Origin of the sequence: Altericista sp. CCNU0014 (assembly GCF_044923475.1) — a bacterium.
In the GTDB taxonomy this organism is placed as follows: Bacteria; Cyanobacteriota; Cyanobacteriia; order Thermosynechococcales; family Thermosynechococcaceae; genus JAAURS01.
Genome location: NZ_CP137338.1, coordinates 4660775 through 4674018, shown reverse-complemented (window position 1 = coordinate 4674018; position 13244 = coordinate 4660775). Strand labels below are relative to the sequence as shown.

The following is a 13244-nucleotide window of genomic DNA, read 5'->3' as shown; positions in this document are numbered from 1 at the left end:
ATGGTGCAGAAAAGTCATGAAGACCTTACCAGCAGGCAATATTCAAATCTGTCAAAGGTGACAGAGAGGGGCATTCAATGTGATGCTTAAGTTCCCAAACTCAGAGCAATCCTATGTCAACCCCTCAACTCTATCGTCAACTGCAAACTCAACTGAGTCAATGGGTCACACCCAAAGATAAACGTCACCTTACTGTGTTTGCTGAAAACATCGCTGCAATCCTCCAAGCCCAAAGTGGCAGCTTAAGCCATTGGCTGACTTATTTGAGTCATCGTCGTTGTAAAGCCCGCTCTCACATGGAACGACTGAGCTACTTCGTTCATAATCCCAAGATCACCTCAGAAACATTCTATGTTCCATTACTGCTTCAATTTCTTCAAGCGTGGGCGGGCATGGCGACGACATTGACCCTGGATACAAGCATGCTGTGGGATGAGTATTGCCTGATAGAGGTCTGTCTGACCTGGGGAGGGCGCTCTTTTCCTTTGGCTCAAAAGGTGCTCAAGCATGGCAGTGCTACGGTCGCTTTTGCGGACTATTGCTCAGTGCTGGATGTGGCTGAGACGGTCTTACCCGCTGATTGTCAAATCACACTATTGGCTGACCGAGGCTTTGAGCATGGTGAGTTAATTCGTTGGCTACGGAGCCATCAATGGTCTTGGGCAATTCGCGCTAAATCCGATTTGAGGGTCACGTTGTCTAATGCTCAAACCGAGTCGGTTGCTGACCTGCTGCCAGAGCCTGAACAAGCTTTTCTATTTTCTGATGTCACGATTCTTGAAGATATCCACTGTCATTTGGCGACCGCTCGATTATCCATCGCCCAGGAGGCTTGGGCTGTGATTACAGATAAATCGCCTTCTGTGCAAACCTTCGCGCTATATGGTCAACGTTTTGGTGGCATTGAACCCCATTTCAAGGATTACAAGTCTGCCGCCTTTGAACTGCCTCGTTCTAAACTCAGAGATGCCCATGCTTTAAGCCGACTGCTGATGTTACTGGCGGCTGCGACCATTATTGCCATTTGCGTTGCCATTGAAACGATCGCTCAAGGCGCACTAAAGTCCATTGATTGGCATGCTCACAGGGGATTGAGTTTTCTGCAAATCGGGCTAAGACGGATTAATCAGTTGTGCTATCAAAGATTACCGCTGCCACCCTTGAGATATTTGCCACGATGTAATCCACCACCTGCTTATGCCTCTCTCAAGAAGCGAGATGCGATGAACACTCGCATTGAGTTTGCCAAGGTGACTGTCTTCTAAAGCTTTCAGCTCCTTTGAGTTTTCTGCACCACTAAGATGCTCGCCCTCAATTAATTCCCATTCATCGTCATGACGCTGATCAAAAATTTTACATATTCTGTAAAGCTTTGGAAGTTTAATTCCAAGAATTTGAGCTGCTTCCTCAGCAGAAAGTAGTTCGTATTTTTTATTAGTTCCCATTCAATTTCCCCCATTATTGAGCAACTATTCTATCGGAAGGCCAAAATTGAATCTCTCATTTTCTGTAACTGCTCAAACACCAATCGATCCCCCCCTAAATCAGGATGATACTGCTTAGCAAGCTTACGGAAAGCTGAATTTATGTCGTCAGCAGTAGCTGTTTTAGAGTTAAGGCCAAAAACATGCCAAGGACGAAAGTTTTTTAAAACATCAATACCATTAATACAATTTGGACCTTCCTCATGACGTTCATTTTCAGGCACTCCCACCCACTCGCGGTATAAGATAAGCCAAGCCTCTCTTGTTCGGAGATTGAGTTCTCGTCCATCAGTTGCAAGTTTAAATGCTTCCTGCTTCTTTAATGCTTTTACATCAGCGCAATTAAATGCTGCGGCTACAGCAGCCTGTAATTCGTTTACTGTAAGATCTTTTTTCGACGTTTTCGCTTTTGTAGTTGATTTTTTATTTGAAGGTTTTTGAGTATTTTTTCGAGGCTTTGGCTGAGATTGAATAAATTCAACAAAGTCAAGCAGTATCTGAGCGTCGTACCCATGTTGAGCAACAAGCTCTTGAACTTTAGTTTCAATTGCAGAAGCCATAGGGTATACCTCGACTAATCCTTGATGAGAAGGGCTAACATACTCTTTATACACCTTGGAATGGCTAAAGCTCTAAAGACATATTTCTAAAATTCCCATAAATACATCAAAATTTTCACTGAGTTTTGCTTTTCTCAGAGAAAATAATTTTTGCTGTGAACCAACTGAAAACAGTATCGCGATCTAGGCGATCGCCTCAGATTGCAGAGAAAGGGAGGGCGATGGCCTTTTTTCACCAATTTCTTTACATTTTCCCAAGTTAGCGCGCGTTTGTACGGCGCGACTGGAGATGCATTTCCGCTTCTAGGTGAGCAATTAAATCATCTAACGCTAAAGTAAATGCCTCTAGCTTTTGGCACGCCGCTTGAGTGTTAATAACATGCCGTTGCCTTGTCTCTAGATCGGGTATTTTGGCCTCACTATTCATCACAGATCCCAATCCCTCCTGATTTCTAGAACACTTGCTTGGGCTGCATCGACAGCAGCTTGACCTGCCTCAATAGTCAAGCCATTAAAATCCTCAGCATGCTCCGAAGCCCCCCGTGGGGCTTCCACTACAATCCCAGCCAATTCAAGGAGCCTAAAACCATCTTTTGGCATCAACTTAATTTCTAAAACATCCTGAATTAAGCTGGTTAAATCTTCTTCTGGATGTTCTTTCAAATACACGTTCAGTTGTTCGGCTAGCCGATCTGGTATTTCCAGGGTGAGTTGCGTCATTGCCTTAAGTTAAGCCCTCTATCGCTTTTTTAGCTTAAAGCACCGATCGTTACTGTGGCACCCTTGTCTAAACTGTGACATTAGAAAGTACAATTTGGTCTGCTGCAATATACCCTCATTCGAATCGCGACCCATTACCAATATTTGAAGGACTTCGGCCTAAAGAATCGATTAAAGGAGGTGCGATCGGATCCATACCGACTGGCGTACACATCTAAAATCTATCAATCAAAGAATGCCGTTGTGATAATCCTGAATCGCCTTCACATCCAGCGGGGCGGATTGCAAAGCTCGAATCGCAGCAGCCGTCGCTTTTGCCCCTGCAATAGTAGTCACGATAGGGACTTTGTAAGTGAGAGCCGATCGCCGAATCAAACGACCATCCGCTTGCGCTTCTTCCCCAGAAGGTGTATTCAAAATGAGCTGAACTTCACTGTTTTTAATCCAGTCCAATACATGAGGGCGACCTTCGTGCAGCTTGAACACCAGCTCCACCGCTAAACCTGCATCTTGCAATACCTTGCGGGTACCCGTCGTGGCGATCGCCTTAAACCCCATCTCAATCAGCGCTTCGACCACCGGCACGATCGCTTGCTTATCGCGATCGTTCATCGTCACAAACACCGTCCCAGACAGCGGAATCTTTTGATTGGCCGAGAGCTGCGCTTTCGCATAGGCGCGACCGAAATCGCGATCGATGCCCATCGCTTCGCCTGTAGAGCGCATTTCAGGCCCCAAAATCGTATCGGTACCAGGGAATTTCTCAAAGGGAAGGACGGCTTCTTTAACAGAAATATGGTTGGGAACGATCTCTTCCGTAATGCCCAATTCAGCCAACGTTTTCCCAGACATCAACCGCGCTGCTATTTTAGCCAAAGGTAGCCCGATCGCCTTAGAAACAAAGGGCACCGTCCGCGAAGCGCGGGGATTGGCTTCAATGATGAACACCTGCTCCCCCTGAACCGCAAACTGAATATTCATCAGGCCGATCACCTTAAGCGCCTTGGCCAGCTGAATCGTCCAAGTGCGAATTCGGTCGAGAACCGAATCGCTCAACGATAGGCTAGGTAACGTACAAGCGGAATCGCCGGAGTGGATTCCGGCCTGCTCGATGTGTTCCATGATGCCGCCCACAACAACGGCTCCGGTGCAGTCGGCGATCGCATCCACATCTACTTCAATGGCATTTTCAAGGAACTTATCGATCAAAATGGGATGGTCCGGCTCGATCTGAACGGCATACGTCATGTACCGCTCCAGTTCCGCATCGGAATAGACAATTTCCATCGCTCGTCCGCCCAAAACGTAGCTGGGACGCACGACAACGGGGTACTGAATTCGTCGCGCAACCGCTAAGGATTCTTCAAAGTTGCGGGCGATGCCGTTGGCGGGTTGGGCAATGTCGAGCTCCCGCAGAATTTTTTCAAATCGCTCTCGATCTTCAGCGGTATCGATCGAGTCGGGCGAAGTTCCCCAGATGGGAGCTTTGGCTTCCGAAAGGGGTACTGCCAGCTTGAGCGGCGTTTGACCGCCAAACTGAATGATGATTCCTTCGGGATTTTCGGCTTCTAAGATATTGAGCACGTCTTCCTTGGTGAGCGGCTCAAAGTAAAGGCGATCGCTAGTATCGTAATCCGTCGAAACTGTTTCGGGATTGGAGTTCACCATGATCGTTTCAAAGCCGTCTTCGCTGAGGGCGTAGGCAGCGTGACAGCAGCAATAGTCAAACTCGATACCCTGACCGATGCGGTTGGGACCGGAGCCTAAAATCATCACCTTGCGTCGAGTGGAGGGCAGCACCTCGGTTTCGGTTTCGTAGGTGGAATAATAGTAAGGCGTCAATGCCTCAAACTCTGCCGCGCAGGTGTCTACGGTTTTGTAGGCAGGGATCACACCCAGGGATTTGCGATACTGGCGCACCTCATCTTCGGCAGTGTGGGTGGCGTAGGCAATCTGGCGATCGCTGAAGCCCTGCCGCTTGATCGACCAAAGGGTTTCTCTGTCTAGCGCTGCGAGCTGGGACTGCTTCAAAAACGTTTCGGTTTCCAGCAGATCCTGCATTTGGTTGAGGAACCACGGATCGATTCCGGTGATCTCGTAAATCTCCGCTACGCTCATCCCGGTTTGCATGGCATGGCGCAAGGTATAGATGCGGTCGGGGTTGGGCGTGCGCAGTCCAGCGCGGATTTGCTCGGGGCTCGGCGCTTCTTCCAGGCGATCGCAGCCCCAGCCAAAGCGTCCGTTTTCCATAGAGCGCAGCGCTTTTTGAAAAGACTCCTGAAAGGTTCGCCCAATGGCCATGGCCTCGCCCACGGACTTCATCTGAGTGGTCAGGATCGGCTCCGAACCAGGGAATTTTTCGAAGGCAAAGCGGGGGATTTTAGTGACGACGTAATCAATGGTGGGTTCGAAGCTGGCAGGGGTTTTCTTAGTGATGTCGTTGGGGATTTCGTTGAGGGTGTAGCCGACCGCGAGTTTTGCGGCAATTTTGGCGATCGCAAACCCCGTCGCCTTCGACGCCAAGGCCGAAGACCTCGAAACCCGAGGGTTCATCTCGATCACGATCGTATCACCTGTCTTGGGATCCACGGCAAACTGGATGTTAGAACCACCCGTTTCCACCCCAATTTCGCGGATGATTTTAATAGAAGCGTCCCGCAACCGCTGATATTCTTTGTCGGTTAAGGTTTGAGCGGGGGCAACGGTAATGGAGTCACCGGTATGTACGCCCATCGGGTCGATGTTTTCAATGGAGCAAATAATCACCACGTTATCGGCCAGATCCCGCATCACCTCTAGCTCGTATTCTTTCCAGCCGATGAGGGATTGCTCGATCAGAATTTGGGAGACAGGACTGGCGTCTAAACCAGACTGGGCGATCGCCTCAAACTCCTCTTGGTTATACGCAATGCCGCCCCCAGTACCGCCTAAGGTAAAAGCCGGACGAACGATCAGCGGATAGGATCCGATCTGTTGGGCGATCTGGCGGGACTCTTGCAGGGTCTCTGCTAAACCAGACGGGCAAACCCCCACGCCAATGCGTTCCATGGCCTCTTTAAACAGCTTGCGATCTTCCGCCATCTCAATCGCCGGAAGCTTTGCGCCAATCAACTCCACGCCGTAGCGTTCCAACACTCCCGTTTTGGCCAGCGTCACCGCTAAATTGAGTGCCGTTTGCCCCCCCATGGTAGGCAACAGCGCATTGGGGCGTTCCTTCTCGATAATTTTCTCGACAATTTCTGGCGTCAGCGGCTCGATGTAAGTGCGATCCGCCGTTTCCGGATCCGTCATAATGGTGGCTGGATTGGAATTGACCAATATCACCTCATAGCCTTCATCTCGCAGCGCTTTGCAAGCTTGGGTACCCGAATAGTCAAACTCGCAAGCCTGACCGATCACAATAGGACCAGAGCCAATCAGCAGAATTTTGTGAAGATCGTTACGACGGGGCATAGGCTCGCACAGATTAGGTTCAGCAAGGGGCAGGAAAATGCCAGAAGGTTGGCCGACTTTAAAGAGCGGATGAAAGCACAAAAACACTCCAGAGCATCGAACCGACACCCATCTGGATTATAGGGTTGGATTCGCTGCGCTGGAGAAAATCTAAGGCATCCTCTGCGCCCTCATTAGATTACTACAAAAGTTCTTTGGTAAAAGTTTACAGCTAGCAGCCAGCTCGACTCCCTCAAAACTAGAATGCCGCTGCGGATCTAACCCGTTCCTCTAAATAGACCCTGCGGTTTCACGAGCAGCACCAAAACCATCACGACCAGTGCAATGGCTAATTTATATTCTGTTGGGATCCAGTAGGTACTAACTTCTTGGGCAATGCCGATAATCAAAGCGCCCACAATGGCTCCGTAGGGGTTGCCAATGCCGCCCAAAATAATCGAGGCAAACATGGGCAAAATCAAAAACCATCCCATATTGGGGCGCGGGGACTGAACGAGGGCATAAAGTCCTCCCGAGAGCGCCGTTAACCCTCCCGCAACGATCCACGTCCACAACACGACCCGCTGTACGTTAATGCCGGATACGCTGGCAAGGTCGAGATCGTCGGCTACGGCTCTCATGGCCTTACCAATTTTGGTGTATTGCAGGAGAAGGTGAAGCACCAAAACTGACAACACGGCCAATCCGATCGCAATCATGAGGTTGTAGCGGATCTTTAGCCCCACAATGTCCAGGGCAGTCTGGACGGGCAAGTCGTAGTTCTGGTTGCCGCCACCCCAGATAAAAATAATGCCGTTGCGAATGAAGAGGGCCAACCCAATCGAAATAATAATCAGCGTCGTTGAGTTGGCACGACGATTCCGCATGGGTTTCCAGATCAGATATTCGCTCAGCAGAAAAAAAGCAATGGTGAGGATGCTGCCAAGGGCGATCGCCGCGCCAATTTTCTGCTCTGGAATCGCGATGAAGTTGAGAAGCTGAGTATCGAAAAGGAGTGCTAGGTAAGCCCCCAGGGTCATGAAATCGCCGTGGGCAAAGTTAGGCAAGCGCAGGATGCCGTTGGTGAGCGTTAGCCCAACAGCCGCCAACGCAATAATCGAGCCAACCGCAATGCCGTTTACAAAGAGTTGCGCGAGTTCTACATCCATTCCAATTCTTCCGACGGCAAGGGTTAGGCGTTTGACTTTACCAATCTACCAGGGTTTTGCTGCCTTGCGCCTGCTGGCCCTACGTTTGCAAACGACTGCCCTACAAAACGAAGAGCGCTTGAAATGGGCGATCGCCTGCAAAGAATATCTTCGTTAGTCTCATTCGATTCCGGTATTTTGTGGATTGCACCAGGATGATAGGGTTGGAACTGACACACTTCTCTTCTAAAAAGAGGTAGCGTTAACGCACGAATCATCGATTAAAGCTTTTAGAAAAATAAGACAACTGGGTAAGCAAGCGAGCGTCCATAGGGCCAATCTCCAGAATCCTCATTGCAAAGGTTAAAGCTTACGCTCTCTTACTCCCAATTTGGCATAGCTTCGCGTAACATCCAAACTTGTGGATCCTCAAAGACTTCAAAGAAGTTGGACGAATCGACAAATGCTATAACGGCATTATATATTGAGTGATATGCCTGAAACGATGCTATTTCGTAGATAAGTTCTTGGCACTTTTGGGGGGGTATTGAATCTAAGCTTTAATCGGCTAAGCAACCCAAAAGGGAACAAAAGGTATAAAATTTACGGCTAAACTGCACTTTAGAATCGCCGTCAACCCACAGGGCCCGTACTGCAAACGCCTTTACTAGCGGAAGGCGTAGGTTTAGCCAAAGCTAAGATTCAAGAATCATCGAAGTCTAATATGCGTTTCAGTATGTATGTACTGACTTCGTTGTTTTTTGGCCAAAATTCCGCTTCGATGGAACGACTCAATTTAAGCGCTTTTGGAGGGAAATCTTATCAAAACATCAACACTTTAAATATTTCAAGGCCGTAAGTGATCCGGATCACATATATCTATAAAAGTTGCTTCTAAGATTGTCGTTTAACTTCCAGATCTGGCTTACCGTGCTAACTACACTTTATGTATTGGTCACATATAAGTTTGAAATGGTTTCTATCGCTTTAGACGATGGACATCTCTCTGCGAAGCTTTGCTTAAACGAAAGAAGATAAGGTTTTTAATTTTTAAAGTTTTTGAAGTTACAATGGCTACTTCTTCAGAAAGCTGATGACCTTTTAATTAATGCGTGTATTGATAATTAATTTAGATAGTATTTTACAGACAAGCAATGGAAAATAAAAATATTATTGATTTTTCAATATGCTCCCTCCCCTGTAACGAACAGATCGATACGATGTTGGAGTGGGGTAAAAGCAATCTCAGCAAGATTGTCTGTATTGCTAACGTCCACATGCTGATCGAGGCACACAACGATCCTCGTTTTGAAGCAGTTCTTCGGAATGCAGACCTTGTTACACCCGATGGAATGCCGTTGGTCTGGATGTTACGTTTCTTGGGCGCGGTTCGCCAAGATCGAGTGGCGGGTATAGATGTGTTAGAAGGCTTGTGCAAGCGTGCCGAGAAAAATGGCGTGAGCGTCTATTTTTTAGGGTCTCAATCCTCCATTCTTGAAAAAATGAGAGTCAGATTAGAACGAGAATTTCCCAATCTTAAGATTGCCGGAATGACTCCTCTTCCTTTTCGTCCTTTAACCTCTGAAGAGGATCGCACCCTAGTTCAAGCTCTAAATCAGAGTGGCGCGGGACTTGTTTTTGTTTCCCTGGGTTGTCCTAAGCAAGAGACTTGGATGTCGCAACATAAGGGGAAAATATTTGCCGTCATGGTTGGATTAGGCGGCGCTTTCCCGGTCTATGCTGGGATTCATAAACGCGCGCCAAGGTTTCTCCGTCAAGCAGGCCTCGAATGGTTTTATAGACTCGCTCAGGAGCCTCTCAGACTCTGGAAGCGCTACGCTACAACTATTCCTATATTTCTGTGGCTTATTGCCAAACAGATTTTCTTTGAATTCAGAAATTCAAACACTATGGCAAACATGCAGCGAGAGCGTAAGTAAAAGGTCCGTCGGTCGGTCTTCTGACCCATAGATCGATTTTGCATCGGATGGCTAAGGCTGGGAATTCAGTTAATCTAACGACTTCAGCGCGGCTCGAGTCAGATCGTGCGCTTCTCTTTCTATATCTGGAGCCTGAGTCGCTACTGCAAGACGCAATGCGATCGGAGGTTGGCCGTCTGTCTGAAAGACAGGAAGCGCCTCAACTTGAGTTCGGATTTGTTCGGTAATGTACTTCGCTCCCTCTGTTGAGGTATTGGGGAGCAGCACTGCAAATTTGTGCTCTTCATAGCGTGCCACAACGTCGTAAGACCGTTGAGCGCAATTCTGGATTGTTTGAGCGATCTCTTTTAAGCAGCGATCGCAAGCTTCTTTGCCATGGGTTGCTTCGTAAAGATCCATGCCGTCTATCGCACTGACGACGATCGATAGGGGAGTTTGCTCGCGGAGCATCCGTTTCCATTCATCTACCAACCGAGTCTCAAATCGATTGCGACTGGAAACCTGGGTCAGACTATCGGCAATAAATAACTGCTCGATCCGTTGATAGATATCGACCTGTTGTAAAGTACCGCGCCATTTTGAAAGTAACATTTTGACTGGCCGCAGCGGATCGCCTTCCGTCATCTCTTCAATCGAGACAGGCATCTCTACGGAAATCCTTGCCTGCCAAATGTCCGAGGCGTCCCGATATTTTTCAACTTCTTCAACTTTGCACTTGACGCACAAAAGGATATGATCTCCAGCAGCTAGCTCTCCCTGCCCGGTGATAGTTCCGCTAATGCCTGTCAGAGGTGCATCGATTGCGAATTCTTCTCCCCAAGAAATTCCCGTGAAGTCGTGGATCTGAGTCATAAATATGCTTTCCTAGTCTGAGCCTTTCCCATTAAGCATTATCGCGGGTTTCTCGCCTGTTCGATTAAAAATGAAAAAGCTAGGCGGTGTTTTTATAATGCCCAAAATCAGACTTCGGTATTCTTTTAGGTCAGTTGAATCGGGATGAAAGGATTTGAACCTTCGACCCCCTCGTCCCGAACGAGGATCCGCTAGAAGCTATAAGTCAATAAAATCAAAGCTGTTGGACATTCTCAATAAATCAACGGGAGCGCCATCGGGAGCAAAGCACTTTGAGGCAAGAGTTAAGTTTGCGGGAAAAATGCCAGCTTCAAAGCTCACTTATATCGATGTCGGTTGCTTGAGTCATGCCTCACCCCCTTGACGCTGTAGTAAATTGTCAACCTTGCCCTCAATCGTGTTGAGTTTTCGGAGGATGGTCGGTCGGTCTTCATCCAGAGAACCCAGCAGACGAACTACGCCTTCTTGGGTGTCAGCCAATCGAATCATGGCTTCATTGAGGGCTTGTGAAGATTGCTGTTGTGTTGTCACTAACTGCGCTACATCTCTACCGATGGCCTGAGTTACTGCCGTCAGCTCCTCCATGCGCTCGTCAGCGCCAATAATAAAGCGCTCAACCGTTGCCGCAAACCTATCTAGCCGTTCATCTGTCCATCGCTCTGTCATGACTCGCCCCCCTTCATCAGTTCCCGCACTGCCGCTTCGGTGATGACCCGGCGCAGCCATGCCGAACGGTTGGGTAGAGATTGAACCACAGTATCAATGCTCAGTGGAAGACGTACTTGTACTTGCTTAGGAGCTAAAGGCTCATTCGTTCCATCAGTTCGCTTGTAGCGATAGACCTTAAATTCAGAGGTCTGTACTGGATTAGGGTTGCCCCTGGGCATAGCTCACAAATCAAACTCTACAGCATCAGTATACTCGTGATTTCCAAAAGTATACAGTGATAACTTTTGCTTATATCAAAAGCGCTGTATACAGTGATAATATCATAGCTGGACAATTGCAATTAACACGGTATACAGCGATACTAGATTTAGTCAAACAAAAAGAGAGCGGAAACGCCGGGAAGCAAAGACCGCTCTCTAACCCCAATACAGGAGTTCAGTTCATTATGCCAAACGTTGCCGTCCTAGACCGTCCCGTGGTCGATAAACCAGTCCGCGACGATCAAATAGTTTGCCGTCACCCCCAAAGCGACAGAGCCGATCATCTGTATACCTTTGTCGCCACGGTTGCCAATAAAATTGTCCTCGACAAACTGGAGGTTATTGTAATCAGCCCGAACTCATCTCTAGCGGCCATTAACCGCGCCCTCTGCTCTACTCTTGGCGATACGTGGTTCGCGACCGACTATCGCGTTGCCTGACTTAGTGGCCTGGTTATGCCCAAAAACTGCCCAGCTCTATTACTCATAATTTAAGGAAAGCCATGAACGAATCGAATACACCGCTCGCTCCTGATACATCGCTCAACGTTGACCGCGAACTGAGCAAGCTCCACGACACCGCCACACTTCTGTTTTATGCGATCGCAGGTTATGACGGAACCGACATCAAACCGATCCATGGTCTTGCCGATTCCTTGCGGGGTCAGATTATGGACCTGATCGACCGCCGCAAGGAATCGGATAATTAAGGCCCTTCAAAATTTAGGAGATAAGCTGGCACCACAGCCAGCTTTTTTTATTCTCTAGACAATGGTAGCGACAGTAGTGACAAACACACTCAAACCATTGAAGAGCAAAGCTTTCATCTGTCACCACTAGGTAGTGACAAGGGTAGTGACAGTAGTGACAAACCCGCCGCCGCTCGACCATAAACGACAAAATGGGTTTGCTAGTAAACGGTAGTAATCAGGAGCAAACCAGAGGCAGTTCTAAGCATTGTTAGTGCAACCGCCTCTCAGCGTCATTTATGGGAACCAAAAAAATCGGGTATGGCGATCGCCCATGTTTAGCGTGGCCATGGCTTGCAGCGGCACAGCAACGGGGTTGAGGGTTTGCGCAAATGGTTTTCCAAAAAAACTCTTAGAAAAGTGGTGCAAATGGTGCGAAACACACTCAAACCTTTTGCTATCAACGGTTTCCAATTAGATCGTCGTGGTGCGGAATGTGGTGCATCCGCACCATCAATGTGGTGCGAAACTTGGGTGCAGGAAGACGGCGATCGCCTGTACAAAATGGTGCAAAAAGAGACGCAGCAATGGTTTTAGGGTTTGCGCCTTTGTTCTGCGAGTGTCGTCCCAGTCCATGGTGCAGATCTTCACCGCTTCATCTATAGCGGCATCTATGGCAGCGTCTATGTCATCGCCTGTAATCGCCAGCGCCAGAGGCTTTATCGTTATGGACTTTCGAGCAAACCCGTTACCGCGTGGACTAGTGCTTGGCTTGGGCGATCGCTTGGTTTTCAATGCTGCTCCTTAAAGAATAAAATTGCCGTCTGGATGCGCTTGCGCTATCTCCCGTCTTAATTTGTAAGAGGGCGCATTGAAATCGACCGTACCATCTGGCATCATCCGATAATATTTGTCGAGTTGGTACGATGACATATCCGCTCTTTTTTCGGGATGCAAACGGAATGCATACCATCCTTTTTTATAAACATGCACAACAGGAGTTGTTTCGTCGGTAGTATTTATCATTTTACTCTCCCTATGTTTTTTGACGCGATCGCTTACAGTTGCTTTGCGATTGCAAGCTCCGCAAGTGCCGCGATTTTTGGTAGATTCTCGGATTAACTTTGCGCCACAATTGCATAACAGCAATGGTTCGACCTTGCCGTCTTTGCGATCGCGCCATCGTTGCCAATAGGTTTGATTAGTCACTAATTCTAGTGTAACACTATTCTTTGAAAGTAGTCTACAAGGACTCATTTAATTTTTGACTTTCCGTTTCTTGGCTGGCTTCTATCCATCCGGCATTGGCCGCAATAGCTCGGTTCGGATCCAATATGTTGCGCCTTCTTTTTCGAAATGAATCAGTGTATACCCTGGAAAGTCCCACGGGTACGGTTGTACTAGGTCTGGGCAATCGCTTGGGGTAAGACTTAGTGGTGCAGAAAACTTTTTAGGCCTATTTAGAGCGGATTTACCATAGGCTCAAGCTAC

14 protein-coding genes are annotated in these 13244 nt (G+C 48.1%); 6 read left to right on the top strand and 8 right to left on the bottom strand.

Annotated elements, in window-relative coordinates; all coding sequences use genetic code 11:
* The first annotated feature begins 113 nt into the window (after positions 1-113).
* Positions 114-1265: a transposase gene (locus R6H26_RS22325; RefSeq protein WP_404783408.1), complete on the top strand. Its 1152-nt coding sequence runs from the start codon at positions 114-116 to the stop codon at positions 1263-1265.
* A gap of 209 nt (positions 1266-1474) precedes the next feature.
* Here R6H26_RS22325 and R6H26_RS22320 read toward each other — a convergent pair whose 3' ends face one another.
* The 5 genes from R6H26_RS22320 to R6H26_RS22300 form a co-directional block, all read right to left on the bottom strand.
* A complete protein-coding gene (locus tag R6H26_RS22320; RefSeq protein WP_404785663.1) occupies positions 1475-2044 on the bottom strand; it encodes a J domain-containing protein in 570 nt (189 codons plus the stop codon).
* A 259-nt stretch (positions 2045-2303) separates the two neighbouring features.
* Positions 2304-2474, bottom strand: a complete 171-nt coding sequence (locus R6H26_RS22315; RefSeq protein WP_404785662.1) for a hypothetical protein — start codon at positions 2472-2474, stop codon at positions 2304-2306.
* Positions 2471-2764 carry a hypothetical protein gene (locus R6H26_RS22310; protein ID WP_404785660.1) on the bottom strand — a complete coding sequence of 98 codons (294 nt, stop codon included), beginning with the start codon at positions 2762-2764 and terminating at the stop codon, positions 2471-2473. The genes R6H26_RS22315 and R6H26_RS22310 overlap by 4 nt, the downstream gene beginning before the upstream one ends.
* Before the next feature lie 228 nt (positions 2765-2992).
* Entirely contained in the window at positions 2993-6217 is a 3225-nt protein-coding gene (gene carB / locus R6H26_RS22305) for a carbamoyl-phosphate synthase large subunit (RefSeq protein ID WP_404785658.1), read from the bottom strand.
* Between the two features lie 257 nt (positions 6218-6474).
* The gene (locus R6H26_RS22300; RefSeq protein ID WP_404785657.1) at positions 6475-7365 is read right to left on the bottom strand and encodes a branched-chain amino acid ABC transporter permease; all 891 of its coding nucleotides are present in this window, start codon (positions 7363-7365) and stop codon (positions 6475-6477) included.
* Between the two features lie 31 nt (positions 7366-7396).
* Between R6H26_RS22300 and R6H26_RS22295 the strand changes: the two genes are divergently transcribed.
* A complete protein-coding gene (locus tag R6H26_RS22295) occupies positions 7397-7522 on the top strand; it encodes a hypothetical protein (protein ID WP_404785655.1) in 126 nt (41 codons plus the stop codon).
* Between the two features lie 976 nt (positions 7523-8498).
* On the top strand, positions 8499-9284 hold the full coding sequence (locus R6H26_RS22290; RefSeq protein ID WP_404785653.1) for a WecB/TagA/CpsF family glycosyltransferase: 786 nt from the start codon (positions 8499-8501) through the stop codon (positions 9282-9284).
* A gap of 69 nt (positions 9285-9353) precedes the next feature.
* On the opposite strand, the gene R6H26_RS22285 is transcribed toward R6H26_RS22290, so the two are convergent.
* The gene (locus tag R6H26_RS22285) at positions 9354-10136 is read right to left on the bottom strand and encodes a GGDEF domain-containing protein (RefSeq protein WP_404785651.1); all 783 of its coding nucleotides are present in this window, start codon (positions 10134-10136) and stop codon (positions 9354-9356) included.
* A 345-nt stretch (positions 10137-10481) separates the two neighbouring features.
* Positions 10482-10802, bottom strand: a complete 321-nt coding sequence (locus R6H26_RS22280) for a hypothetical protein (RefSeq protein ID WP_404785649.1) — start codon at positions 10800-10802, stop codon at positions 10482-10484.
* 448 nt (positions 10803-11250) lie between these two features.
* Here R6H26_RS22280 and R6H26_RS22275 point away from each other — a divergent pair, with 448 nt between their 5' ends.
* The 3 genes from R6H26_RS22275 to R6H26_RS22265 all read left to right on the top strand — a co-directional run bounded on the left by R6H26_RS22275 (position 11251) and on the right by R6H26_RS22265 (position 12350).
* Positions 11251-11505, top strand: coding sequence for a hypothetical protein (locus tag R6H26_RS22275; protein WP_404785647.1), 255 nt, complete (start codon positions 11251-11253; stop codon positions 11503-11505).
* 62 nt (positions 11506-11567) lie between these two features.
* A complete protein-coding gene (locus tag R6H26_RS22270) occupies positions 11568-11774 on the top strand; it encodes a hypothetical protein (RefSeq protein WP_404785645.1) in 207 nt (68 codons plus the stop codon).
* A 408-nt stretch (positions 11775-12182) separates the two neighbouring features.
* Positions 12183-12350 carry a hypothetical protein gene (locus R6H26_RS22265; RefSeq protein ID WP_404785643.1) on the top strand — a complete coding sequence of 56 codons (168 nt, stop codon included), beginning with the start codon at positions 12183-12185 and terminating at the stop codon, positions 12348-12350.
* A gap of 207 nt (positions 12351-12557) precedes the next feature.
* On the opposite strand, the gene R6H26_RS22260 is transcribed toward R6H26_RS22265, so the two are convergent.
* A complete protein-coding gene (locus R6H26_RS22260; RefSeq protein ID WP_404785641.1) occupies positions 12558-12962 on the bottom strand; it encodes a hypothetical protein in 405 nt (134 codons plus the stop codon).
* Positions 12963-13244: the final 282 nt, after the last annotated feature.